Raw genomic sequence first — 26,040 nt, 5'->3', positions numbered from 1 at the left:
ACGTTTGGGATAAACAGTTAATTCAATCGCAAAAAAAGTTACGATTATTTAAACTATATCTATTTATTTATATTTATAGCTCCTGCCCCACTTAGGCAGCTACATAACCTACTAATAGCGGAGTAATTTATGACTATAAAACAACTCAAACTCTTCTTTTATGAAGATTAGGTATTTTATCTGTTTTATATGTGTCTTAACTGTAAAGTAAACCAATTATCCCCGTAGATAAGCGACGATCGCCACAAGTAATAAACAGCCGATAAAGGTTAACCCTAGCAATACCAAAACGAATATTTCTCCTGAAGACAGAGGGCGATCGGTAGGGTCTAAATATGCCGTCCGAGAATAGTTGTGGGATTCGGGTTGTGACCAGCTTGGTGCTTGAATGACATTCAGACGAGAATAGCCAATCTGTAAATCGTAGAGCGATCGCTTTTCAGGACTACTCAATACAGCGTAAGCTTCATTAAGCTGTTGAAATTTAGCCGTAGCGACATTAGCTGGTAATTGGGTGGTGTCGGGATGATATTTTTTGCTCAGTTGACGATAGCTACGCCGAATGACAATACTTGAGGCTGAAGGATGTAACCCCATTAAACTATAGTAACTATTGATTAACTTTACCTGGGGTGGTAAGGTTACCGATTTTTGCCGATCAGAATTACTGTTAACCATGCTTGGTGATGATGGAAGCTTTCTTCATTATGTAGCGAACTTTGAGCTTCAAATCAAGCTAGCGATCGCATTTACCTTAAGAAATATTAAACAGAATCAACAAATCGGTCTATATTTCCTGGTGCTTGTAACAGAATTTAAAGTTATCTCGTCTTTCGTCGGGTGACAATAGGGGCATGGGGTAAACTAGCCCTTGATTATATTTAGAATACGATCACAGAACATTCGCAGTTGGAGCTATATATACAATGTCCCATAGCGTCAAAATTTATGATACTTGCATTGGGTGTACCCAATGTGTACGGGCTTGTCCTACTGACGTTTTGGAGATGGTACCTTGGGATGGCTGTAAAGCTGGTCAAATTGCCTCTTCTCCTCGTACTGAAGATTGTGTCGGTTGCAAACGTTGTGAAACGGCTTGCCCTACAGATTTCTTGAGTATCCGCGTCTATTTGGGTGCAGAAACCACCCGCAGTATGGGTCTTGCTTATTAAGACAAAATCTAATTGTAAATTGCGGTTTTAACCAAAATTTATTTAATGAAATACCTTTTATGTCGTTTGACTTTGATAATTGCGTTGTTAAGCATCGTGATTTGCCAAGTTGGACGGCATTTTCTCTGAGTGCGATTCAAGCGCATTAACCTTAAACTTACACAAATGCGCTCGATCTACTCTCCAATTTATAAAAACAGAATCTGTATAATATATTTGAGATATTTGAGTTTAAAAAATTAAAGAGCAAGCAATTTACCAAAGAAAATACGCGAATTAAAAGCCATGTTAAAACAAGCAGGTTTTGAGTTGCTTCCAAAACGAGGTAAGGGAAGTCATGCCATATATCAATATCCAGGGACTACAATAAGGGTAAACTTGCCAGGGAAAGATGGATCGGATGCTAAAGCATATTCGGAAAAGCAAGTAAAACAAACTATTGAAAGAGCCAAAAATGAATCATAAATATCAAATTATGATCGCCTGGAGTCAAGAAGATGAATGTTATTTAGCTTATCTTCCCGACTTTGCTAATGAGATTATGCAGCCTGTTACTCATGGAGATACTTATCAATCAGCTTTGCAGAATGGTTTGGATGTAATGGAAGAATTGATTTTATGGTTTCAGGCAGAAGGTAAATCATTACCAGTCCCTAAATTAGTTTCTGCTTGATTTAATTAGCTTGCGATCGCCTTAACCTTCAACTTTTATAGACGCGATCGCTAGACACCTCAATTTATACAGGTGCGATCGCAGTAATTATTTCGCTTAATCTAAATCTAGCTTATGAAATTTGCGATCGCCTCACTTTCCAAATTAAATCTTGCTACACAAATTTAGATAGTAAACGGTAAAAATTGTCAAACATTTTATGATTAAGTAATGCAAAGCAAAATTGAAGTAATCGCTCAATAATTTTGTTAAAGTTTGTTACATAATATTTAGTTATTGTTATCGAATTGTGTCAGATCGGGGATTTGGCGGATTTAGAGGAGCATTTTTTGATAAAAATACTTTACGTAAGCTTTTTAGTCCAGGTTAAGTTAAAGAGCAAGCTAATCTTGAAATAACCTGTTCATATCGCCAACTATACAAGGAGAGTCAAGTTATATGTTCACCCAGGTCAAATCCACCGTTCGTCACGTTAAACCCGATGCTGTTAACGGACGCGATCTACTTAGGGTGGTCTATGTCGTACTAGAGCCACAGTATCAAAGTACTTTAACTGAGGCAGCCAAGTCGATTAATAATAATAATCCCCACCTAGCTATTGAACTGAGTGGTTATTTAATTGAAGAATTAAGAAACGAAGAAAATTATCATAATTTTAAACATGATGTCGCTCAGGCGAATATATTTATTGCTTCATTAATATTTGTTGAAGATTTAGCTCAAAAAGTAGTTGAGGCCGTAGCACCTCACCGTGATAATTTAGACGCAGCAGTGGTATTTCCTTCGATGCCAGAAGTTATGCGTCTGAACAAGATGGGTAGCTTCTCGATGGCGCAGTTGGGTCAATCCAAAAGTGCGATCGCTCAATTTATGCGTAAGCGTAAAGAAAAGTCGGGCAGTTCTTTCCAAGATGCGATGCTCAAGCTGTTGCGTACTTTGCCTAAAGTATTGAAATATTTACCTGTGGAAAAAGCCCAGGATGCTCGTAATTTCATGTTGAGCTTTCAGTACTGGTTAGGTGGCAATGCCGACAATTTAGAAAACTTTTTATTGATGCTGTCGGATAAATATGTTTATCCAGACAAGCAGGACAAATTTAAATATGCCGAACCAATCACTTATCCTGATATGGGTATCTGGCATCCTTTAGCACCAAAAATGTTTGAGGATATTCAAGCATATTTAGCCTGGTTTAATAGCCGTAAAGATATATCTGACGATCTCAAAGATCCTTTAGCACCTTGTGTTGGTTTGGTGTTGCAGCGAACTCACCTAGTGACTCAAGATAATGCTCACTATGTAGCCATGGTGCAGGAACTAGAGTGTATGGGGGCGCGAGTCATTCCCGTCTTTGCTGGAGGATTAGACTTTTCCAAACCTGTAGATGCTTACTTCTGGCAAGAAAATCAAAATCAAGCCATTGTTGATGTAGTAGTTTCACTGACAGGCTTCGCCCTAGTGGGTGGGCCAGCTAGACAAGATCATCCCAAGGCGATCGAATCCCTCAAACGCCTGAACCGCCCTTATATGGTAGCTTTACCTTTGGTCTTCCAAACCACCGAAGAGTGGGAAGAAAGTGAACTAGGTCTACATCCTGTCCAGGTAGCCTTACAGATTGCTATTCCTGAATTAGATGGAGCGATCGAGCCGATAATTGCCTCTGGTAGAGATGGGGCTACAGGTAAATCCATTGCCCTGCAAGATCGGGTAGAAGCGATCGCCCGTCGAGCGATGAAATGGGGTAGTTTACGTAAGAAACCCAAGCTCAAGAAGAAGGTAGCCATTACCGTTTTTAGTTTCCCTCCTGATAAAGGCAACGTGGGGACGGCAGCTTATCTCAACGTCTTTGGTTCTATCTACGAAGCCATGAAAGGTTTACGGGATAACGGTTATGACATCCAAGACTTACCTGATTCGGCTGAAGACTTGATGCAAGCGGTGATTCATGATGCTCAAGCCCAATATGCTTCTCCTGAACTGAATATTGCCCATCGGATGTCGGTGGAACAGTATGAAAGATTAACACCCTATTCCGTGAAGCTAGAAGAAAACTGGGGGCCACCTCCAGGACACTTAAATAGTGATGGTCAAAACCTGCTGATTTATGGCAAGGAATTTGGTAACGTTTTTATCGGCGTACAACCTACCTTTGGTTATGAAGGCGATCCGATGCGGTTGTTGTTCTCTCGTTCAGCCAGTCCCCATCATGGTTTTGCAGCTTACTATACTTATCTAGAGCATATCTGGCAAGCTGATGCCGTCCTGCACTTTGGTACTCATGGTTCACTAGAATTTATGCCAGGGAAGCAAATGGGTATGTCTGGGGATTGTTACCCTGATAGCCTGATTGGTAGTATTCCCAACATCTACTACTACGCAGCCAATAACCCTTCCGAGGCGACTATTGCTAAACGCCGTAGTTATGCTTCGACAATTTCCTACCTCACTCCTCCTGCCGAAAATGCAGGGCTATATAAAGGTTTGAAAGAACTAGGGGATTTAATTGGTTCCTACCAAAGCCTCAAAGATGGTGGACGAGGTATCCAAATTGTCGATACGGTAATGGATCAGGCACGGATTTGTAATCTAGATAAAGATATTAATTTTCCTGAGCATTCAGCCAAAGAAATGACCCAAGACGAACGGGATACGATCATTGGCTTGGTCTATAAACAGCTAATGGAAATCGAGTCTCGCTTACTGCCTTGTGGCTTACACATCATTGGTAAACCGCCATCTGCCGAAGAAGCGATCGCAACTTTAGTCAGTATTTCCAACCTAGACCGCGAAGAGGAAGGGATTATTTCTTTCCCGCGCATCATTGCCAACAGCATTGGTAGGGATATAGACGAAATTTACACTAATAACGATCGCGGTGTCTTAGCCGACGTGCAGCTATTCCAAGATATTACTCAAGCAACTCGTGCTGCGGTGGGTGCATTAGTCCAGGCTCAAATTGATGCTGAAGGTCGAGTGTCCATGGTGTCCAAGCTTAATTTCTTTAATATTGGCAAGAAAGCCCCTTGGATGGAAGCTTTAAACGAACATGGTTACAAAAATATCGATGAAAATGCTCTCAAGCCTCTAATCGAATATCTCGAATTCTGTCTAGAACAAGTATGTGCCGATAATGAACTGGGTGGACTACTTCAAGCTTTAGAAGGCGAATACGTCTTACCTGGCCCTGGTGGTGATCCGATCCGTAACCCCAATGTCTTACCTACTGGTAAAAACATTCATGCGTTAGATCCGCAGTCGATTCCTACCCTAGCTGCGGTGCAATCAGCCAAAATTGTGGTAGACCGCTTGATTGAACGTCAAAAACTGGACAACGGTGGTAACTACCCAGAAAGTATTGCTTGTGTGCTTTGGGGAACAGATAATATCAAAACCTATGGTGAGTCTTTAGCCCAAATCATGTGGATGATTGGTGTTCGTCCTGTACCCGATGCTTTAGGACGGATCAACAAACTAGAGCTAATTCCTTTAGAAGAACTAGGTCGTCCTCGTATCGACGTGGTAGTTAACTGTTCGGGTGTTTTCCGTGACCTGTTCATTAACCAAATGAACTTATTAGATCGCGGTGTAAAAATGGCAGCCGAAGCCGATGAACCTGTAGACATGAACTTTATCCGCAAACACGCCTTAGAACAAGCGGCAGAAATGGGTATTAATGTCCGTCAAGCAGCTACAAGGATTTTCTCTAACGCTTCTGGTTCATACTCTTCCAACATTAACTTGGCAGTAGAAAACAGCAGTTGGGAAGAAGAAAAAGAACTCCAGGATATGTACCTCAACCGTAAATCCTTTGCTTTTAACTCCGATAACCCAGGAGTCATGGACGAAAGCCGAGGTTTATTTGAATCTTCTTTAAAGCGCGCTGATGTTACTTTCCAAAACTTAGATTCCTCTGAAATCAGCTTAACCGACGTATCTCACTACTTTGATTCCGATCCGACCAAGATCGTATCTAGCCTAAGAGATGACGGTAGAAAACCCACTGCCTACATCGCCGACACTACTACTGCTAACGCTCAAGTGCGCACGTTATCAGAGACTGTACGTTTAGATGCTCGTACCAAGATGCTTAATCCCAAATGGTACGAAGGAATGTTGAGCAACGGTTACGAAGGTGTGCGGGAACTATCCAAGCGTTTAGTTAACACTATGGGATGGTCAGCTACGGCCGATGCAGTAGACAACTGGGTCTATGAAGATGTTAATACTACTTTCATTGACGATCCCGAGATGTGTAAGCGATTGATGGACATGAACCCTAATTCTTTCCGTAAGATTGTGGGTACTTTGCTAGAAGTGAATGGTCGTGGTTATTGGGAAACTAATGAAGAAAATCTCGATCGCCTGCGGGAACTGTATCAAGAAGTGGAAGACAGAATTGAAGGAATTGATTAATTAAATTAATTTCAGGTTAATAATTTAGTTGGGAGGTGCAATGTAATGTTGCATCTCTTTGTTTTGTTTATGAAGTGAAGGACAGGATTGAAGGAATTGATTAGTAGTTAATTTAATCTGGGCAATTATAATAACAAAAATATTAATCAAGACCAAGTAGAGCTAGCATCAATCAAGAAAGCGATCGCAAGTAAAATAATTAAACTATTTATCAATATACTTATAAAGCATAAAATTTTATGACTGATAGATTGTATTTTATATAATCCAATAATTCCATATATAACTCCTAGCATAAGAGTCAATGGTAATAAATGTATTAAAATATATAGTGGACTACCGAGTATAAAGAAAACAATTTTTTGATTCGAGTCTCCTAAAGCATATTGAAAATAATTAATGTACTCATCAGACATTAAAATTCCAACATTAACTACTATTAATAGCCTATAAACACAGAACAATAATATACTTTTAGATTCGTCGTTGATGTCTGTTAGCTTCTGCATGATTTTAAATTATATTTGTAAGTTTTAATTATTACTTTCAAGATAACATTAAGCAATTTGTTCAATGTAATCAACTAATAAAATAAATAAGGTGATAGCCTTTATTTCAGACAGACGATCTCCCTACAGATAAAAAATCAACATTTCATAATTTTGACTTCATAAGCTTTAAACTTGCAATAAGCCTAATGGCATGGCTTCGCTACACGAGTGATAACAATTAAACTTTCAGACACTATTTAAGCGATTGAAATGCGATCGCACCTACTAAAATGGAAAATAACACATAAACCCAAAAAACAACTATGGAGTAGGAAAATGCTATCGCACCTCCTAAAATGAAAAATAGAACATAAACCCAAAAAACAATTATGGATTAAAGATATTCCTTTACCATCAAAAAGAATTGCGATCGCTTCGCAATTCATATTAATAAGTAGAAAATAAGATTAAAGGGATATATACATTAACTTTTTTTATCTATTTTTACTTACTTTAGGTATGACAAACATTATTTCTAACAAGATTTATCAAGGATGTATATCCAAGTTGAAAAAGAGGATTGAATAGTATTATAAATACTAATCCAGTCATCTGGACGGTCGTCAATCTAACCTCCTGATTCATATTTTCTTTATATAGAATAAAAGCTTTCCCAATTATTCCCACCATTGCTGTTCCAAATGAAGGAAATCCAAGCGGAAATGGAAAGAATAAAGTCCACGCTATCCATGTAATTTGATCTAAATAATTAGAACTTTCTGACATTGATATGTCCAGACAATTAATTATCCAAGGAAATGCAAGGATGAAAATAATTAACCAGAATAAAGTATAGGTGGAAAGCAATTTTTCGTTAGGTATTAAAAAAGCAATAAAATAAAATATTACTGGTAATAAATTATAGATGAATAAAAAAATAACTTGTTCCATACATAAATTTTTTTTCAAATAGGATATAAAAACAACTATGGAGTAGGAAAATGCGATCGCACCTCCTAAAATGAAAAATAGAACATAAACCCAAAAAACAATTATGGATTAAAGATATTCCTTTACCATCAAAAAGAATTGCGATCGCTTCATGAATTGTATCAAGAAGTGGAAGACACAATTAAAGGTATCGATCATGAGTAAAATTGAAATTGAAGAACTAAGAGAACTTTTCTGATTTAATTTAGTAACTTTAATATTTAAGTGATTATTCTAAATGTTAAATTAATTCTTTCCGTCAATACTTTGGCAGTTTTTGGTACTTGATGTTTCCAAAAATGTTGTGTTGCACCCTGCATTAGTAGTAGACTACCGTGGGTCAAAGCAAGTTCGATTGTATCTAAATCTTTATTTAATTTATGTCTTAATTGAAAACGTCTTGTTTCACCAAAACTGATTGAAGCAATAATTGAATTTTGCTCTAATTCTGGCTCATCGTCACTATGCCATGAAACGTAATCTTTTCCATTGCGATATAAGTTTAATAAGACACTATTGAAGTTTAGCTCTACTACTTTTTCAACTCTTTCTTTAATTGAAAGTAGTGTCGGTGTCCAGGTATCGGGATTCATGTTAATACCTGAATATTTATAGGATTTACCTCGATCTCCGTACCAAGCAGTCAATCTAGGTAAATCAACTTCTTTACCAAACATTTTTATTTTATCTTGTCGCCAATTTATACTACCTAGTAACTCGTTGAATAGTTGGTCGCTTTCTAATTCTTCAAAAAAATTTCGATACATAATCACTTCTCCATCAGGCATAGATTCACCTGATGGCAAAGTTACAATTTCAGGATGTTTTTTATTATCAGTTTTCTTGGTAGAAAATAGATCGAGATTCAGTTGTTTTTGCATATCATTTAGTATGGCATAATTAAAATTAATTTAATTATGATTAAATCATTTGCACCATAAAAATTTTATGATATCTATCTATATAATAGTTATTATCATAATCGTTCTTTTTCATTGACCAAACTTTATTTCTAATACCAGTATTCTTTGTACATATATTATTTACCATCACGCTATTTGATACAATTTGATAAAACGTTTCAATCCTAGTTCTACCATCATATCGTATCGGACTAATACACATAAAATAATTATTCCCAGTTTGAGTTGTTAGAATGAGTGATGCTAAATCATTTAAATCTATGCTTTGTAAATCAAGAATATTAGAAAATATATGAATTTTTGAAGTCGCGTATTCAGAAGATATATCACTTTCTCCTAAGTTTTCAAGATATTTATTAACAGGTTTAATATTTATTTCCTTTAATTCTTTAGGAGACAAAGCTTGATTAATGTATTCAATCCCTCTTTTGAGTGCAATCAGAGAAGGTTCAATTAATGTAAGTTTTTTAAAAGGTAAATTTATTTGTTTTGAGCGACAATAACTTATTAATGAACAAGTATCAGTTGCAGCACCACAACCATAACTAAAGATTTCCAGCTGTTTATCGTCAAATTTCGATATATCAAGTGCGTCAAACGCTTCTATTAGTTTATAATAATGTTGTATGCCATAAAAAGCGATATAAGTATCTACTTCTTGATTAGATATAAGGATTTTTCTACCATGGTTAATTGAATTAATAACGTCAAATACCTTTTGAGGATTTTGTAGATATTTTTCTAAACAAACTTCATAGACATCTTTAATATAATTAAAGTCAGGTTTGACTAAACTTACTCTTAAAAGCTGGCTTACCATCTTAATTTTTACTTTTGACATTTACTGGTTTTAATCCAATATGTCTTAAAGAAAATTAAGTAGTTGTGATCTCATTACTGTTTATTTAAGTTTAAAACTTAGCCATTTAAACTACTAATAAAAATCTACTAATTCAGGTACTATCGCCTAATTTAAATCTATCAACAAATAAGGATGCTGAAGATAATCAGCACCTTTACTAACTACAAACTACTAATCATTTCTAATACTTCCATCGGGCATAATCGTCTGACCAAACTTTGCACCAGTTAAATTCGCCTTATCAAGATTGGCATCTTTTAAATTTGCTCCCCGTAGATTTGCCCAGACTAATTGCGCGTGTTCGAGATTAGCATTTCTGAGATTTGCTCCACTCAAATTAGTATGATTCAAGGTAGCATGACTTAAGGTGGCTTTTTCTAAATTTGCCTCAATCAAACTAGCCTGATACATTAGTGCCTGGTTGAGATTTGCAGCATAAAGAATTGCTCGATTGAAATAAGCTCTTTCAAGATTAGCTTTACTTAAAATAGCCCGATTTAGATAGGCATCGCTAAAATTAATCGCTGCTAAATGTGCTTTATGCAAACATATATTTTGTAATTGCGATCGCGAAAAATCTCTTCTACCTGCCATATATGCAGCTTTCAGTAACTCCACCTTCATTGCCGTAGTATTGTACTGATCTAATTCCTGTTTTTTAATTACCTGTGCCATTCAATTTTTGCCTCCTAATCTTCTGACCATTCTTCTTTGGCTAAGAGATCGCAGATATGATCTCTTAAGAGATAATCGTTTTTTTCTAATTCACATTCAGCGCAAATCCATTCTCTTGGAGAAATAAACTCGCAAAGAACATAAATTGGTTGATGAGGAGCGATCTTTCCTGTTTTAACTAGATCAGAGGCTTCATTTTTAATCTCATCAATAGAAAAGTTAACTGTGGCAATCATGATTTACCTCATTGGTTAATTCAATCTCATTTTTAAGATAAGCAATAAGCTTGAGGAAATTGTGAGCAATATTAGGAAGTAGGAAATGTTCTATCCCTCTTTTGTCACTTTCCGAGAATTAAACTACAATCAAAAAAGTTGTTGGTAGCGGTGAGGCAGAGAGGGTAATAGATTCAGTATTTAGGAAGTGTCTTAAAGGACTAGCTGCGTGTCGTCCTTTAGGGTTCTTTATTAGTTGGTTTTCATCAATTAATCGCTGTCATGAATCAATTTTCTGTTTATTTTCCTGATGGCTAAATCCTTTTTCTGCTACTCTTTTGCCTCGGAAAGTGACAAAAGAGGGATAAGTTATCCCAACTCCACCTTTACCGAGTACGTTAATAATTTTATAGCGATCGCAAATGATTGTACCCGAAATATTTTTACTCTGCATGCTTTTTTGTCAACTGATTTATGCTAATAATTTTTAATCTTGGTGAGTAATAAATAGGTAAGTTAGGTCAAATTCTGCTTTTAATGCCAACATCAGCTCTAATACTTGGGTATGCAGGGTAGCGTCGAGCCTACCCTATAATTTTCTTTCGTGCCATGCTAGTCCTAATAATAGAGCAATTGAAACCATATAGCCTGGCTCTTCCATTTGAGTAAAAATAAATCCCAAAACTAAGATTGACAGTAAGGTTATTTTTAAAGAACTATTCAAGCCAAAATTTTGCCAAACTAAATAAGCTAAATATAAATATGCTCCTAAACCAAATAAACCCAAATCTCCCCAAATTCCCGCCCAGCCAAAAACAGGGCTAAAAATACTTGAGCTATTAGTAAGCCAATAACCACCCACAAATTTCATGGCATCTGTCCCCATGGAGGTGTAGGTAGCACCAAAACGACTTAGTATAGACCAATAATCGACGAGAAACCACGCTCCCAAGCGACTTACCGTATGACCAGGGCCTAAACCAACAAACCAATTAATTGGGGACTGAAACTCATCTATAATAGCGCGCACCGAATAAAATTTAGCATACCAAGCTTCGCCATCTGTTTCGTATAGTTCTGGTCTTGCCCAAGCTGTAAAGGAACTAAACTGTTCTATGTTTTGAATGCACCAGAAAAATACTAAGCCGAAAATAAGTATTCCGATCATCAACCTAATAGTCTTGCTCAGATCTTGAGAATTAAGCAAAATCAACAATATCCAGGCAACTACATAAGCCAAGATAAGTTGCTTAGAATCAGAAAATAGAAGCTGCCAAAATGCTGCGCTTAAGGCTAATAAACGAATCCAAAAGGGAATTTTTTTGTCATTAAAAAAGTATAAAGCAAATGCTAAAGATACCGAAGCAGAGATGTAATTGCCCGCTCCCGAAACAAAAAATACCCCACCGCAACCATCCGTACCGTTAAAGCCTTCAGCATAAAGTTTATCCGCGTCAATTAGAGGTTTTTGCACGGCAGCAAGTATGAAATTAATTAGAGCAGACCATATTAACCACTTTTTAAGTTTTAAACACGATGCACCAGACATAGGAATACTAACAATGGCAGTTAAGAAGATTATTGGTTCTGCTAGCATCATGAAACTAATGATTGCATTAATAAAACCAGTTTCATTCCATAAGGCACTCGCCACAATTACAGTGAAAAATAAAAATAGTCCTGATAAAAGAGAGTAAGTTAATTTAATTTGTTTAGCATCTTTCGTCGGCGCGGTTGTTAAAATAATCCAAAAAACCCAGGGAATCACTACAAAGTGGGCGTGACTAACAATTGAAGGAATACCCAAGGTGGAGCAGATAATTCGCGAATAAAAAACTATAGCAAAAGCAAAAATAATTAAATTAGTACTATTAGTCCAGGTTATTTTTTTTTTGCCTTTTTAATGCTTAATTGTGAGCTATTTAAGTTCATTAGTTGATTGGTTTAAATAAATTTAAAATAAATAATTAAAATAATTATCTTTTTTTCGCTCTTGCCTTCAATTTCAATTTACTTTACTAATTGACGAAATTTAGTCACAGTCCAATCAATTAATTTAGGACGTTGATGTGGTGCGTATAACCAAGCGATCGCTAGTTTGGCTAATGGTAAAGGCATCCAGCCAACCCAAATAAACCAAAGACTATAAACTAATCGTTTGGGAACATTAAAATCAGAATATTTCCAGAGACTACGAATTCCTTGATAAATTAATTTGGTAGAGCGATCGCTCTCGACTAGATGGGTTTTACCATTAAGTCTAAGAGAGATAATTCGCGACCAAAGACGACCAATTGCACGTTGTTCGAGATCTGGAGGAATTTTATAACCAAATTCTGCTGCTTTATTGCTTAACAAGGCAAAATTTTGGAGGTCATGGCGAACAAAACGCTTAAAGCGATCGCCTGTTACGGTAGCTAATGCCCATTGATTGCTATCGTGGACTCGATACACTCCCAAAGGCTCTTCAATGGCTGCAACTTCTCCATAAAAAGGTACTTGAAAAGATAGATAATCGTCTGCTGTTAGCTTATATTCATCAGGAATAGGAAATAATTTGCTTAAAACCTGACGATTAAGAGCATTGCCACTGGTGGGAGTGCTGACATATCCTCCTTTTTCTAACAGTGTTTGCCAGACTTTGCCACTAGATAAAGGGGAACTTCCTTGAGGACAAGAATAACCTAAAGATTCTCCTTTCCCGTTAACTACATTAAGACGGTAATGCACCTTTGCTAGATTTGGTTTCCAGATGTTAGCGATTTCCGTTAGTGCTTGAGGCAATAAATAATCATCGGAATCAAGAAAGATAATAATATCTCCTTTGCTTCTAGCAAATCCATTATTAAAAGCGGATGCTTGTTTGCCGTTGGGTTGCAGAATCGGGATGATGCGATCGCCATACTCAGCTATAATTACACGGGAATTATCCGTTGAGCCATCATCAACTACAATCACTTCAGTCTCGGGATAGGTTTGATTTAAAGCACTGTTAATTGTTTCGGCTAAAAAGCGATCGTAGTTATAATTATTAATAATAATACTGACAAAAGGTTGAAAATTCATTTTTTTTCATTAAACAACAAACAAGCTTTCAACCTTCTATTCCTGAATCACTCCTAACTTATTCAAAATTGAATTTGGTGTTTCCGAGGGTGCTAGTATTATATGTTCAAGGTCGGGCTTGAATTTTTTTATTTCAATAAATTGACCAGATTTTTTTTGCTCAAAAAAGCGGTAGCTCCAAGGTGAAACAATATTTACTACATCTAAAAATGAATTCCCAAACTTTGGCAAGAAATAATTATTAAATTCACCATAAATAATGGGGCGAGTTTGACTAAGAAAAGACGAACCACCATCCAAAAACATAACTTCAGCCCCTTCAACATCAATCTTGATTAGATGACATTTTTTGATATTTTGTTTTTTGACAAAGGTATCGAGTTTTGTTAAGTGGGCTTTTGAAGTTATACCAAAATAGCTGACTGGTATTTCTCCTTTAACCATTACAGCATTGCCTGTAGTAGAATTATTTTTGTTTTCCAGAGATATTTTGATCTCACCTTCATCATCTCCTAATGCAATTTCGTATGCTCTGACAGTCTCTTCTAAATTATTTAATGAAATGTTAGTTTTAAGACGCTCAAAATTAGATTTAACTGGCTCAAAGGCATATAATTGACCATTTAGTCTCTGTAATTTGCGACCCAATGGGACTGAATAAAACCCAATATTTGCGCCAACATCAAATACAACACATTTTTCTTCTAAGCAATTCGACAATTTTAAAATTATGTCGTTATCATAATAACCTGTCCAATAAGACCACTGCTCTGTTCGACTTCGCACATCTAATTGCATCCAAGTCCCATCTTGCATTTTAACCTTTGAAATACATTCGTGGTTATGATTAAAATTACTTGATAAACGACTAATTGCATTTCCCAAACGACGTTTTCCTCTAAAATAGGGTGTAGAACGAGATAAATAAGCAATTGCATTACGTAATTGATACACTATTTTTACCTAATTATTTTTTATTGAATGTCATATTAAATGTTTTCTAAAAGCAATTGTTTTACTTTTTGCCCTGCTACTTTCCAATTTAAACGTGATTGATATTCATTGAAAGCAGAGAGAGCCATAATTTTATAATCTGCGTAGTTAGAAAATAAATTATATATGTAATCGCAATATTCAGATATATCAGCATTGAGATCGAACAGATTACCATTGATATTTGTTTTGATAATTGTTGGAATCCCACCAACTTTCCTGGAAATACAAGGGACACCAAATGAATTTGCTTCACAAAAAACAACTCCATAGCATTCTGCTTTTGAAGGCAGAATCAAAAAATGAGATTCCGCAATGAGTTGATTAATTCTTTTTTTTCCAGTAGCAGTAGACTTACTGATAAAGCCCAAAGGTTTAACAAAGCTAGGGATAGTTCCTTCCACAATCGGTTCACAACCAACAACTGTTAATTCCGTATCTAAACCTGCATTATTCAGTTCTTCAGCAACCTTGAGCGCAACATCTCCTCCTTTACGATACCAATCAACACCTAAGAACAAGAGTTTGCATTGATTTGAAGGTCTAGCTTCAATCAAATCCTTCACCTCATCCAAAGTTTTTAAAGCATCAACATTTGCGCCAAAGGGTACTACCTTTACTTTAGCAGGGTCTGCATTGTAATACTTAATTGCCGTCTGAGCTGCCCATTCAGAAGCGTAAATTGCTAACTTACACTTTTCTAGGGCAAGCTTTTCTATCATGTGCCAGTTTTCAAGTGATTCCTGGCATAGATTTCTATACTGGGGGTAAAAATCTATCAGACCAGCACCAGTTGCATCTGCCCAGAAAACAATCGGTTGACTACATTCAAGGTAGACAATTGGTCTTATCGTCGCGCTAAACACGATGTCTGCATTTGTTGAAGAAAGCAGGTTAGAAATTTGATGGGCATAATCTTTAAGAACTAATATATCTGAGTCTTTTTCATAATGTGAACTTTGAAATAACCTGTAGTAACTGCGTTTTAACTTTTGTCTCATCCTCAAGTCAACCTTCTCTTTCAAAGGTCCGAGATAGTCCAAATGCATACCTTGGCTTTTCAAAGATTGTGCAATATAGTAGCCTAAGCCAGACCATTCATTTAAGCCAGCTAATCTACGTGAATTATAGGTTGTTGCATAAGCTATCTTCATAAATTTTCTCTTTCAATTGTTTGTAAATGTTTGTAAAAATAAATGATTAGTATTGCCTCAATTATCTAAGACAACTTCTTGATAACTGCCCGATTTAATAATTTGACCCCGATCAAGTTGAAATATTTGATCGCAGTGTTCAATGGTTGAAAGACGATGAGCAATAATAATAATTGTCTTTTTGCCACTTAAGGCTTTAGTCGCTTCTGTTACCAGTTTTTCGGTTTCTGTATCCAACGCAGCAGTTGCTTCATCAAACACCAAAATTTCTCTTTCGTGATACAGTACTCGGGCAATTCCAATTCGCTGTCGTTGTCCTCCCGATAAAAGTACTCCCCGTTCTCCCACCATAGTTTTAATACCATTTGGCAGTTGTTCGATTACCTGAGTCAACTGAGCCATTTCAACCGCTTTTTTTAAACGTTCTTGATCGATTAAGTTATCAGCAACTCCAAAAGCAATATTGCGTTCAATCGTATCGTCAATTAAAAAAATTGTTTGAGGAACATAACCCAGTTGATCTTGCCAAGCACGTAAATTGTTATAGACAGAAATACCATCAACTTTAATATCCCCAGATTGCGGCATAAAAAGACCTAATAAAACATCAACCAGAGTAGTCTTACCAGAACCAGATTTACCAATTAAACCAATCGATTGCCCTTTATTGATAGTCAGAGAAATTTCTTTCAAAGCTTTGTTATGAGCATTAGGATATTGATAAGTAAGCCTATCTAACGTAAGTTGTTGCTCAAAAAGTATAGGTTGTACATCTCGATTGAGTGAGAGATCTTCAGAACGAGTTGGAGATTCAACATTAGATCTAGACTCTCTTTTTTCTAACTCTTTGAAGTCAAAAAAGAGGCGATCAAGAGCATGAGTATTAGTGCGAATGACGTTAATACCAGAAATTAAATTGCCAGTTGCTGGCAATAAACGAATCGATGCCAAAGCAAAAATACCTAAAACCGCAGTTAGATTTTCTTCATTTCCTTGATTTAAATTGATAAATAACAGCGTAAACCCAATTAAAAAGCTAATCATAAACGCTTCGACGACAAAACGGGGTAGATTGCCATAACCTGAAGCCAAACTTAAATTTCTGGCGTATTTTTGGGTTTGAACCGCCATTTGCTGCTGAAAATATGATTCACAACCTAGTACACGAGTTTCCTTAAAACCACCCAAACCATGATTCATAATCCGAATCATCTCACCATTTGCTTTCCATCCTTCACTACCCCAACGAACTAAACGGTCTTTCATAGGATATAACAAACCTAAGCTGACTAAGAGAATAATGGCAATCAAAATTAAAGCCATTGAATTAGTATTGACCAGTAATATTATTAATGCCAGGATAATCACAGCATTAGAGATTGAGGTCAACAGTGACATAATTAAGCCTAGACAAACCATATCGGTTGAGGTGACAACATTTTGAATTAAAGTTGCTGAGTTAGTTCCTAAGTGAAAGCTATAAGGTGCTTCTATATATGCTTTCATTAATTTTGATGCTAGTTCACCTCGCAAACCATAGCCAAATTCAAAAACTGATTTTTGAGCATTAAAACTAAAAAAAGCTTTAATATAAAAAGTAATAATTACTAATAAACCCAAAATAATTAGAAATTGTTGGTGCGAATTAAAATGTAATTGTTGATAAACCAAATTTAGCCAATAATTATTCTTGACTGTATCTGGATTAGTAGCTATCGCAATGAATGGTCCAATTATTCCTGTTCCAAAAACCTCCAAAACGGAAATAAAAATAAATAGAAACATCATTACTAGTAGCTGTTTGTGATTACTTTTTGTAATATAAAAAAATTTATAAAAAAATTGATTCATAAGTATGTATGTATGTATGTATGTATTTGATTTTGAAATAACTTTTCTTAAACGATAATATCCCTCAGTATTTTTTTTACAGTTGACCCAGATGTAGATCAATTTAATCGTCGTTGATATTCATTAAAATAGTTTAAAAAAATATTTTTTACTGTTTAATAAATAATAAATAAATTATAATTATTTATTATTTATTTTATTCCTCTTTTTAAATCCAAAAATAATCGCCAAGTAAACTGTTTTCAAGAAAAAAGATATAGTCATTAAATTAATATGCCATAAAACAACTTTGAGCGCTAAATCAATTAATTTATAACTACATTGATATTTATATTTAGCTCGATAATAACCTTTAGCGTGAATAGAGCTAAAATAAGAGAAAACTTCTTTTCTTCCAGTGCTTATTAGTTTTAAATTTAAAAAATCATCGAGTATATTAAAGTAAGTCTCTGGAAGTAGATTTTGATTCCCGTACCAACTGTTTTTTCCATGAATACGGTACTTTGTAAGAACATGATTAGTTAAATAAACTGTTCCAATCAACGATGCTCCTTTAACCACAAAATCATCTGCTGAAGTTTTAATAGACTCGCTAGGTATAGGAAAAATTTTTTTTGCAAGAGAACGAGTCATTGCTATACCGCTAGTAGGCATTCCCAGATAGGGGATAAACCGATACTTTACAGCAAATTGATAGACTTGTTCGGGAGTACTTAACTTGGTTATTACTTTGTCTATTAATTTATTTTTTTTGCCTCGAATTTTAGATAAGTATCTCCAATCATTGATAGTACTTAAAGTATTCAAAATATCAATATCAATAGTCAATCCTTTTTCATCTATAGGTTGAATGTAATTAGAAATCATTGCATCGGGATTGTGTTGAATTATCTGAGTAAATAATTTCAACAACTCCTCCACTTTATTAGAAATAAATACATCATCAGCATCAAGAAAAAATATAATTTCTCCTTTGCTGGCTGCAAAACCTGCATTTAATGCTGAAGCTTGTCCACCATTTTCTTTAAGCAACGGAATTACACGAGTTCCATAGTCAGCAATAATTTCACGAGAAGAATCATTAGAGCCATCATCGACGACAATGATTTCGGTATAAAGATAACTTTGACTTAAAACACTGTCAATCGCTTGTGACAAAAATTGCTTATAATTATAATTGTTGATAATAACACTAGTTAGTGGTTTAAAATTCATAAATATATTTTTTGTAGTCGCAAAGTTTATTAATTATAAAACTCAAAATTTATAATATTTGGCATTAACGTAGTTTTATTTTATGATAATAAACTTAATATTGGTATATTTATTATTTTAAGAGACATAACAAAATTCATTTTTAAAACTTAAGATCTTCTAAATAAAAAACTTAATATGCGGTCTCTAAATAAGTAATAACGCCAGTGAAGCCAATCTGATAAGAGCAAATTGAATGGATTATTCCGAAAACCATTGTTTTGTACTAAACAAGACCACAAGCGTAGTCGTTCATCAAATGGCATAAGAGACATTTGCCAATGAAATATATTGTTAATCTCAGTACTATTAATGCTTGGTAAAAAAATATCTGGTTCACCTAAAAACATCTCATTTACTAAATTCAATTTTTTAGTTACTCTAGGTATCTTTGTGGCATATGCATAGATTTCATTTAAAGAAGACTGCCAGTTATTGCCCCAATGATTCTCTTCAATTTTACTTTTAGTAGCGTTTCCTAAAGCAAGCCTAAACTTTTCATCTTCAACTAAGCCAGACAAAACTGCTGTGTACTCGTCAATATTTTGAACTCTAATTAAATTGCCGTCTAAACCTGGCATATCAGCACCCAAGATCTCACAAGCATCAGAAGAATATGGATAACGACTTACCAAAGGTAAGCTGTAGCTTCCAGCTTCCAGCAACGATGTAATCGAGACAAAAGGGTATGAGTCAACATATATGTCCGCAGCTTGAAAAAATATATCTGTAGCTTTCGTTTGTCTCAACACTTTAATTCTTCTTTGAGTTTGCTCAATTGCTAAAGACCAATCCTCTTCACCATCACCAGGACCAATTACAACCAAAATCGCTTGTTTATATTTTTTTAATAACGGAACGTGTGCATCAGCAAAACTAAGACCGTTAATTGTTCTATACTTAGCTACCCTAGCAATAGAAAAAAGCATCACAGCATTTTCATCTATACCCAGCTGTCGCTTGGCCTCCAGTCGAGAAAGTTTTCTCAAAGATGGTTCTAGAATTGTTGGTAAAAGTAAATTGCGCTGTTCTTCAATTCCCCTTCGCTTCAAAGATAGGCGCATACCTGATTCACGAAGATTAACTACGATATCGCTGATACCAGCACCTAACCAAAACCAGTGGTCGCCATGGTTTACATATATAATCGGTGGAGACTGTTCTTTGTTGGCAAATGCAATCATTGGAATAACATCATGTTCTAATGTATGTATTACAACAATATCTGCTATTCTGGAATATTGAAATAGCTTTTTAGCTCGATAAGTAAATCCTCCTATTCCTTCGTTCAACACATAGATATTGCCTTGACTGCTCAATACTAAATCTACAAGTTCTTTTGAAACATTCTGTGGAGCTTGTTTGGTTAAAGCAAGTGAATGTGAACTTAAATTGTCCTGCTGAATCCAACGCCTTATTAACTGGGGAATTCCGCCAATCATTGTCACATTAGTAGCAACATGGAGAATTTTTCTAAGTTTTCCAGGTACTACAGTAGTTTTGTGAGGATCAAAATTCTTTGGTATAACTTTTTGTCCAATTGTGAGCAGGATTTGCTCAATTTCTGGACTGACAAAAAAACCACAATGATTCAGTTGAGCGTGAAAAGATGCAATTTGACAGTAAGCTGCTGCTGCATCGTATTTATGACTTTTTAACAAAGACGATGCTTGTGAGAGAAGATTACTAAATATTTCATAATTTTTAGGGATGAGGCGACTACCTTCTTCTCGCCAAAGATTCAAGGTATTGTTGGTCAGTTTATTGTTCATCTTAGATGGTTTATTTTTTGTTTTAACTGTGAGTCAAAGAAATATTGGTTTCAAAATGATCAAGGAGCTTTCAACTAATAGAATTCATTTTTAGTCTCAGCTCCATCGGTTTTAGCTGCCTGTAATTCAGCACAACTTGCTAATTAAACCACAAGACCTGGCAGTGGAGTGAAAGGTAAAGCTCCCATATCTTTGAAAATATTAACGGCAATTTGCTGCGCTCTTTGATCTGTACGAGGATCTACTACTTTGTCGCTATCTAATCCCCACACCCATTGAACAGAACCTGTTGAAAATACTTTTGCACCACTTGCTGCTGTATAACGGACAGCATTAGAAATAGTGGTATCAGTTCCTGGGGGAAGAGGAGGAAGCGCGCCTAGCGGTTGAACTGGTGATTGTGACAAAATTACTAGATTTGCTGGAGTAAAGCCATTATTAACAACTGCATCCCATTCATATCCTACTAATCTGGAAATTCTGTCACCGTTCTGGAGACCAGTGTTAGCGTAGTAAGGGTCTGAAGCATTAGTAACTACATAGTCAAAACCATTGTAAATATTATTACTACCAATATCTCCTGTATACATCACACCTAGTAAAGCATTTTCTGGTCGGTTAACTTCTGCGCTACGGAATAGAGTTGTTGCTTGAGCCGGGTCATCTTGGGCGACTGGATCTATTGCCCAATCATCTTTATAAACCACCATGACACGATTTTCTTCTCCAGTACTAGAAGGGTCAAATCTTACACGCCAATAGGCGGTATTTGCCGAAAAGAAGGCTAGATTAGTGCCATTATCGCGAGCTTGTTCGACGTTATCTCGCATTTCTAGCGACCAATATTCGTCATGACCGACAGATAAAAAGGTCTTTTGAGAATATAGTTGTAAGGGATTGGTATGAACATCGAGATTAGTGTAATAAGAAACGTCATAGCCTTGAGATTCCAGCCATCTTACCTGGTTATATTCCCAAGTTAATCGGTTGTTAAAGCTCTCTATATTACCATTTTGACCAAAGGGTCGGTCGAAAGAAACCTTAAATGCTCGTTCATTGCCAGCACTGTTGAAATCATAGGTGCTGTAACCACCATAATTATTATAGGCTTGAGCCGTTGTCACAGCTTCTTGGAAACCTATGTCAGCAGGTCGATTATCGTCCCGTAAAGTAAACCATACTTGGGCTTCTTTCCCAGTACTAATATCGGTTAACTTAGCAATGTATAAACCGCTAGTCCAGTTGTTGTCGGTCTGTAGTGCATAAGAGGTATTCCAATTGTATTCGACTAATCTAGTTTCAGGATCGAAGGTAGGCCCAGCTTGGGTAATACCATTAAGTAAACCACTACTAGTAATCAATCGACCTCCATTGCCTCCGTAATAGCCTAATCGATAAACATCAATTTTGTATTGTCCAGCTTGTGCCAGAGATACCTTGATTGGTAAAGACTCTCCTTTATCTATACTGGTTACAGAAGCAAATCCTGCAATTTCATTGCTGTTAGCAGGGTTAGTAATTTTCCAATCACTAGTACCTGTCTTTTGATTTTCCAGAACAATTGCATTTTGAGCAGTAATACTTACCTCAGAACTAGAAATATTCTCGCTACCTCCCAAAGCATCAATGTAATTAGCTGTTGCTCGTACTTGTTGACCTAATAAAGATCCACCTAGTGTTAAGGTTTTGGTGGTTGCGTCAACAATATTAGTCCAGACATTATTAGAAAACTGTTGCCACTGATAGTTAATTGTTACCCCTGTCAGTCCATCGTTATCGAGAATGTTAGCAACTAGGTTACGCCCAGTAGTTGCACTACCAGCTAAAATACCTAGACCGAGATCGTTGATGTTGGCAACGGTAGATGTAGCTGTACTAATGAGACTTTCACTGCTTCCCAAAGCATCGACATAATTTGCTCTGACTCTGACTCGCTTATTTACCTGTGCATCTTCTAAAGTGAATGTTTTGTTGATGGCGCCATTAATATTAGTCCAAGTAACTCCATTATCATTACTTTGCTGCCAATGATAAGTAATCGTATTTTGATTAACACCATCGAGATCGCTAACGTTTGCTGTTAAAGTTTGGTTTTCTGCTACTTGACCAGCGATCGCAACTGTACCAAGATTATTGTTAGGAGTTTGATTAGTAGTAAAGACGATATCGCGGAAATAGTTGGAGTTTTGGTAAGACTGGGTGGGGAAATTAGCTGGAGTCGTATTGTAAACGCCGTTAGAGCCATCGGCTACGGCACTGATATTACCATTGGTAATTGTAGTTGCCAGTCCATTATTAGTAGATACATAGTGAGTATTGGCATTGACTGAGACAATGTAGGTTGTATTGGCTGCAATACTGATGGGAGTAGTTAAAGCTTGTTGTTGCCAACCTGATGCTGTTTCATTGCTGAAAGTCACACTTCCTAGTAATTGTCCTGAAGCCGACCAAATTTTACCAACATGAGTACCTGTTTCACTCTCAGCTTTATAATAGCGAAGGGCCGAAATCTGTCCTGCTTGGGCAGTTCTAAACTCCATACCTAGCTCATAGTCTCCTGCACTACCAGTTCCATCGGTAAGGTTGGTTTGGGTGGGAGTTTGACTAGTAAAGAGACTTTCTAAAACGGCTGCGGAAATCGGATTACTCGCAGTACTCAAAATATTTTCATTAGCGCCCAAAGCATCTGCATAGGTGGCATTGACTCGAACTTGTTTGCCAACCAAACTGTTATCTAAGGTTAGATTTTGGTTGGTTGCGCCTGTAATATTTGTCCAAGTATTGTTGTTAAGCTGCTGCCATTGATAGTTGATAGTTATTCCAGTTAAACCATCAGCATCGGCAACATTTGCTGTGAGAGTACCGCCCTGTGCAGCTGTGCCATTGAGAGTAACCATACCCATGTCGTTAACATTAACCACAGAAGTTGTAGCTGCACTGGTAGCATTTTCGCTATTGCCTAGGGTATCAGTGTAAGTTGTTGTCACCCTAACTTGATTATCTACCTGAGCTTGTCCTAATACCAGAGTCTGATTAATTGCGCCTGAAATATTAGTCCAGGTTGTACCGTTATTATTGCTCTGTTGCCATTGATAGTTAATCGTGCTGCCTGTGAGTCCATCGGCATCGCCAACTGTGGCGGTTAGGATTTGGTTTTGGGTGGCTGTGCCATTGACGGTTATTGTCCCAGGATTATTGTTGGGATTAGACGTATTAGTAGTAAAGACAATATCACGGAAGTAATTAGAGTTTTGATAAGATTGAGTGGGGAAATTAGCTGGAGTCGTATTGTATACTCCGTTAGAATCATCGGCTACTGCGCTTATATTGCCATTGGTAATTGTAGTTGCCAGTCCATTATTAGTAGATACATAGTGAGTATTTGCATTGACTGAGACAATGTAGGTTGTATTGGCTGCAATACTTATCGGCGTTGTTAGTGCTTGTTGTTGCCAGCCTGATGCTGTTTCATTGCTGAAAGTCACACTTCCTAGTAATTGTCCTGAAGCCGACCAAATTTTACCAACATGAGTACCTGTTTCACTCTCAGCTTTATAATAGCGAAGGGCCGAAATCTGTCCTGCTTGGGCAGTTCTAAACTCCATGCCTAATTCATAGTCTCCTGCACTACCAGTTCCATCGGTAAGGTTGGTTTGGGTGGGAGTTTGACCAGTAAAGAGACTTTCTAAAACGACTGCGGAAATAGGATTACTAGCAGGACTAAAGATGTTTTCGTTTTCGCCTAAAGTATCGGTGTAAATAGCGTTAACTCGAACCTGCTTGCCAACCAAACTGTTATCTAAGGTTAGATTTTGATTGGTTGCGCCTGTAATATTTGTCCAGGTTGTACCGTTATTATTACTTTGCTGCCATTGATAATTGATAGTTATTCCAGTTAAACCATCAACATCAGTGACATTAGCTGCTAGAGTACCACCCTGTGAAGTTGTCCCATTAATTGTAGCTATGCCGATGTCATTAACGTTAGCTACAGAATTGGTTGCTGCACTAGTCGGATTTTCGCCACTACCCAAGGTATCAGTGTAAGTTGCTGTTACCCTAACTCGATTATTTACCTGAGCTTGTCCTAATATCAAAGTCTGGTTAGTTGCACCTGAAATATCAGTCCAAGTTGTACCGTTATTATTGCTCTGTTGCCATTGATAGTTAATGGTATTGCCTGTAAGTCCATCGGCATCGCCAACTGCTGCGGTTAGGATTTGGTTTTGGGTGGCTGTGCCATTAATTGTTACCGTACCAGGATTATTGTTGGCAGTTTGATTAGGAGTAAAGACGATATCGCGGAAATAGTTGGAGTTTTGATAAGATTGGGTCGGGAAATTAGCAGGAGTCGTATTGTAAACTCCGTTAGAATCATCGACTACGGAACTGATATTGCCATTGGCAATTGTAGTTGCCAGTCCATTATTAGTAGATACATAGTGAGTATTGGCATTGACTGAGACAATATAGGTTGTATTGGCTCCAATACTGATAGGAGTAGTTAGTGCTTGTTGTTGCCAGCCAGAAGCTGTTTCATTGCTGAAAGTCACACTTCCAAGTAGTTGTCCTGAAGCTGACCAGATTTTACCAACATGAGTACCTGTTTCACTCTCAGCTTTGTAGTAGCGAATAGCCGAAATCTGTCCTGCTTGGTCAGTTCTGAACTCCATCCCTAATTCATAATCACCTGCACTACCAGTTCCATCGGTAAGATTGGTTTGGGCTGGGGTTTGGCTGGTGAATAGGGTGGGCAAAAGACCCTCGTATTCATTTATGAAAGAATTAGTAAAAGGTATTGCTGTTTCAATCTTGCCTGTACTGTATTCAAGCAGCCAGTTACCACCTTGAGAGTCATCACCAGTAAAATCTCTAGATGCTGCTACATCAGCACCAGTTAAGTTACTAAAAGTATTAACAAAAGCTTGTCCTGCTTTTTCTCCTGCAATGTTACAGCCATATAGTAAGATATCCGCTTCTGGAGTTAGTGAAGATGTCCACTGTTGTAGTTCTTGTTTGTATTCGTCAAGTGACGCGGAATTAAAGATACTATTGCCTAGCTGTAACTCTGCTGTATTGCCGTGAGAAATAATATGAATACCTGTTAATTCATCGTATTGTTTTAGAACCTGGCTAATTTGCTCAAAGCCGTCTTGATTAGGATTGAGAATAACTTTAATATCTGCCTGAAGATTTTCGGTAAGATTTTTGACATCAGGAACACGAGAATCAATAAAAGCTATTGTTTGGCCATTGCTAAGATGATCATTAAGTCCCAGTAAATTTGGGAATTCTAATGATTCGGATGAATCTAACAATAAGTTGTTATTATTGCTACTGGAACAATCGTTAGAAGATTGAGAATCAAAGTTAAACATAGAAAATTACTTAAATTTATTTGAGTTTTATAGATAGATGTCTCGATAATATTTAGCTAAAAAAAACACTAAGAAGGAAGTTACAGACTAGATTAATTAGGCATTAACGATATTTTTTTAGTATTGATAAATAATATTTTGGGTCAATGCTTAAGCCT

Annotated in this window: 18 protein-coding genes; 4 read left to right on the top strand and 14 right to left on the bottom strand. The window is 36.5% G+C overall.

Annotated elements, in window-relative coordinates; all coding sequences use genetic code 11:
* Positions 1–216: 216 nt before the first annotated feature.
* Positions 217–678, bottom strand: coding sequence for a J domain-containing protein (locus KME09_11700; protein MBW4534588.1), 462 nt, complete (start codon positions 676–678; stop codon positions 217–219).
* Between the two features lie 248 nt (positions 679–926).
* Here KME09_11700 and psaC point away from each other — a divergent pair, with 248 nt between their 5' ends.
* The 4 genes from psaC (at position 927) to KME09_11680 (ending at position 6,258) form a co-directional block, all read left to right on the top strand.
* Complete coding sequence (psaC, locus tag KME09_11695; protein MBW4534587.1) at positions 927–1,172, top strand: photosystem I iron-sulfur center protein PsaC; 246 nt, start codon at positions 927–929, stop codon at positions 1,170–1,172.
* Between the two features lie 285 nt (positions 1,173–1,457).
* The gene (locus KME09_11690; protein ID MBW4534586.1) at positions 1,458–1,637 is read left to right on the top strand and encodes a type II toxin-antitoxin system HicA family toxin; all 180 of its coding nucleotides are present in this window, start codon (positions 1,458–1,460) and stop codon (positions 1,635–1,637) included.
* Positions 1,627–1,845 (top strand): type II toxin-antitoxin system HicB family antitoxin, encoded by a 219-nt coding sequence (locus KME09_11685; protein MBW4534585.1) that lies wholly within the window; start codon positions 1,627–1,629, stop codon positions 1,843–1,845. The genes KME09_11690 and KME09_11685 overlap by 11 nt, the downstream gene beginning before the upstream one ends.
* A gap of 438 nt (positions 1,846–2,283) precedes the next feature.
* The gene (locus KME09_11680) at positions 2,284–6,258 is read left to right on the top strand and encodes a magnesium chelatase subunit H (GenBank protein MBW4534584.1); all 3,975 of its coding nucleotides are present in this window, start codon (positions 2,284–2,286) and stop codon (positions 6,256–6,258) included.
* A gap of 1,702 nt (positions 6,259–7,960) precedes the next feature.
* Here the strand turns inward: KME09_11680 and KME09_11675 are convergent.
* The 13 genes from KME09_11675 to KME09_11615 all read right to left on the bottom strand — a co-directional run bounded on the left by KME09_11675 (position 7,961) and on the right by KME09_11615 (position 25,882).
* Positions 7,961–8,620 (bottom strand): alpha-ketoglutarate-dependent dioxygenase AlkB, encoded by a 660-nt coding sequence (locus tag KME09_11675; protein ID MBW4534583.1) that lies wholly within the window; start codon positions 8,618–8,620, stop codon positions 7,961–7,963.
* Positions 8,621–8,660: 40 nt separating this feature from the next.
* Positions 8,661–9,503, bottom strand: coding sequence for a hypothetical protein (locus KME09_11670; GenBank protein ID MBW4534582.1), 843 nt, complete (start codon positions 9,501–9,503; stop codon positions 8,661–8,663).
* A gap of 192 nt (positions 9,504–9,695) precedes the next feature.
* Positions 9,696–10,199: a pentapeptide repeat-containing protein gene (locus KME09_11665; GenBank protein MBW4534581.1), complete on the bottom strand. Its 504-nt coding sequence runs from the start codon at positions 10,197–10,199 to the stop codon at positions 9,696–9,698.
* 14 nt (positions 10,200–10,213) lie between these two features.
* Entirely contained in the window at positions 10,214–10,435 is a 222-nt protein-coding gene (locus tag KME09_11660) for a DUF4327 family protein (protein ID MBW4534580.1), read from the bottom strand.
* A gap of 259 nt (positions 10,436–10,694) precedes the next feature.
* Positions 10,695–10,868, bottom strand: a complete 174-nt coding sequence (locus KME09_11655) for a hypothetical protein (protein MBW4534579.1) — start codon at positions 10,866–10,868, stop codon at positions 10,695–10,697.
* Positions 10,869–11,003: 135 nt separating this feature from the next.
* A complete protein-coding gene (locus KME09_11650) occupies positions 11,004–12,221 on the bottom strand; it encodes a hypothetical protein (GenBank protein MBW4534578.1) in 1,218 nt (405 codons plus the stop codon).
* A 203-nt stretch (positions 12,222–12,424) separates the two neighbouring features.
* Complete coding sequence (locus KME09_11645; protein MBW4534577.1) at positions 12,425–13,480, bottom strand: glycosyltransferase; 1,056 nt, start codon at positions 13,478–13,480, stop codon at positions 12,425–12,427.
* A 36-nt stretch (positions 13,481–13,516) separates the two neighbouring features.
* The gene (locus KME09_11640) at positions 13,517–14,434 is read right to left on the bottom strand and encodes an FkbM family methyltransferase (GenBank protein ID MBW4534576.1); all 918 of its coding nucleotides are present in this window, start codon (positions 14,432–14,434) and stop codon (positions 13,517–13,519) included.
* Positions 14,435–14,469: 35 nt separating this feature from the next.
* The gene (locus tag KME09_11635; GenBank protein ID MBW4534575.1) at positions 14,470–15,627 is read right to left on the bottom strand and encodes a glycosyltransferase family 4 protein; all 1,158 of its coding nucleotides are present in this window, start codon (positions 15,625–15,627) and stop codon (positions 14,470–14,472) included.
* Between the two features lie 57 nt (positions 15,628–15,684).
* Entirely contained in the window at positions 15,685–17,478 is a 1,794-nt protein-coding gene (locus tag KME09_11630) for an ABC transporter ATP-binding protein/permease (protein MBW4534574.1), read from the bottom strand.
* Positions 17,479–17,658: 180 nt separating this feature from the next.
* Positions 17,659–18,693: a glycosyltransferase gene (locus KME09_11625; GenBank protein ID MBW4534573.1), complete on the bottom strand. Its 1,035-nt coding sequence runs from the start codon at positions 18,691–18,693 to the stop codon at positions 17,659–17,661.
* 149 nt (positions 18,694–18,842) lie between these two features.
* On the bottom strand, positions 18,843–20,504 hold the full coding sequence (locus KME09_11620; GenBank protein MBW4534572.1) for a hypothetical protein: 1,662 nt from the start codon (positions 20,502–20,504) through the stop codon (positions 18,843–18,845).
* A 143-nt stretch (positions 20,505–20,647) separates the two neighbouring features.
* Positions 20,648–25,882 carry a DUF4082 domain-containing protein gene (locus KME09_11615; protein MBW4534571.1) on the bottom strand — a complete coding sequence of 1,745 codons (5,235 nt, stop codon included), beginning with the start codon at positions 25,880–25,882 and terminating at the stop codon, positions 20,648–20,650.
* Positions 25,883–26,040: the final 158 nt, after the last annotated feature.

It is taken from the genome of Pleurocapsa minor HA4230-MV1 (assembly GCA_019359095.1).
GTDB lineage: Bacteria > Cyanobacteriota > Cyanobacteriia > Cyanobacteriales > Xenococcaceae > Waterburya > Waterburya minor.
Note: the sequence above shows the minus strand (reverse complement) of the source record. Positions and strands in the feature narration are given on the sequence as shown.

Bases quoted from the DNA above. Each gene is read 5' to 3' on its own strand.
- KME09_11685 (MBW4534585.1), top strand. From the start codon at position 1,627: ATGAATCATAAATATCAAATTATGATCGCCTGGAGTCAAGAAGATGAA.
- KME09_11625 (MBW4534573.1), bottom strand. From the start codon at position 18,693: ATGAATTTTAAACCACTAACTAGTGTTATTATCAACAATTATAATTAT.
- KME09_11670 (MBW4534582.1), bottom strand. From the start codon at position 9,503: ATGTCAAAAGTAAAAATTAAGATGGTAAGCCAGCTTTTAAGAGTAAGT.
- psaC (MBW4534587.1), top strand. From the start codon at position 927: ATGTCCCATAGCGTCAAAATTTATGATACTTGCATTGGGTGTACCCAA.
- KME09_11680 (MBW4534584.1), top strand. From the start codon at position 2,284: ATGTTCACCCAGGTCAAATCCACCGTTCGTCACGTTAAACCCGATGCT.
- KME09_11645 (MBW4534577.1), bottom strand. From the start codon at position 13,480: ATGAATTTTCAACCTTTTGTCAGTATTATTATTAATAATTATAACTAC.
- KME09_11665 (MBW4534581.1), bottom strand. From the start codon at position 10,199: ATGGCACAGGTAATTAAAAAACAGGAATTAGATCAGTACAATACTACG.
- KME09_11660 (MBW4534580.1), bottom strand. From the start codon at position 10,435: ATGATTGCCACAGTTAACTTTTCTATTGATGAGATTAAAAATGAAGCC.
- KME09_11700 (MBW4534588.1), bottom strand. From the start codon at position 678: ATGGTTAACAGTAATTCTGATCGGCAAAAATCGGTAACCTTACCACCC.
- KME09_11615 (MBW4534571.1), bottom strand. From the start codon at position 25,882: ATGTTTAACTTTGATTCTCAATCTTCTAACGATTGTTCCAGTAGCAAT.
- KME09_11635 (MBW4534575.1), bottom strand. From the start codon at position 15,627: ATGAAGATAGCTTATGCAACAACCTATAATTCACGTAGATTAGCTGGC.
- KME09_11630 (MBW4534574.1), bottom strand. From the start codon at position 17,478: ATGAATCAATTTTTTTATAAATTTTTTTATATTACAAAAAGTAATCAC.
- KME09_11655 (MBW4534579.1), bottom strand. From the start codon at position 10,868: ATGCAGAGTAAAAATATTTCGGGTACAATCATTTGCGATCGCTATAAA.
- KME09_11620 (MBW4534572.1), bottom strand. From the start codon at position 20,504: ATGAACAATAAACTGACCAACAATACCTTGAATCTTTGGCGAGAAGAA.
- KME09_11690 (MBW4534586.1), top strand. From the start codon at position 1,458: ATGTTAAAACAAGCAGGTTTTGAGTTGCTTCCAAAACGAGGTAAGGGA.
- KME09_11675 (MBW4534583.1), bottom strand. From the start codon at position 8,620: ATGCAAAAACAACTGAATCTCGATCTATTTTCTACCAAGAAAACTGAT.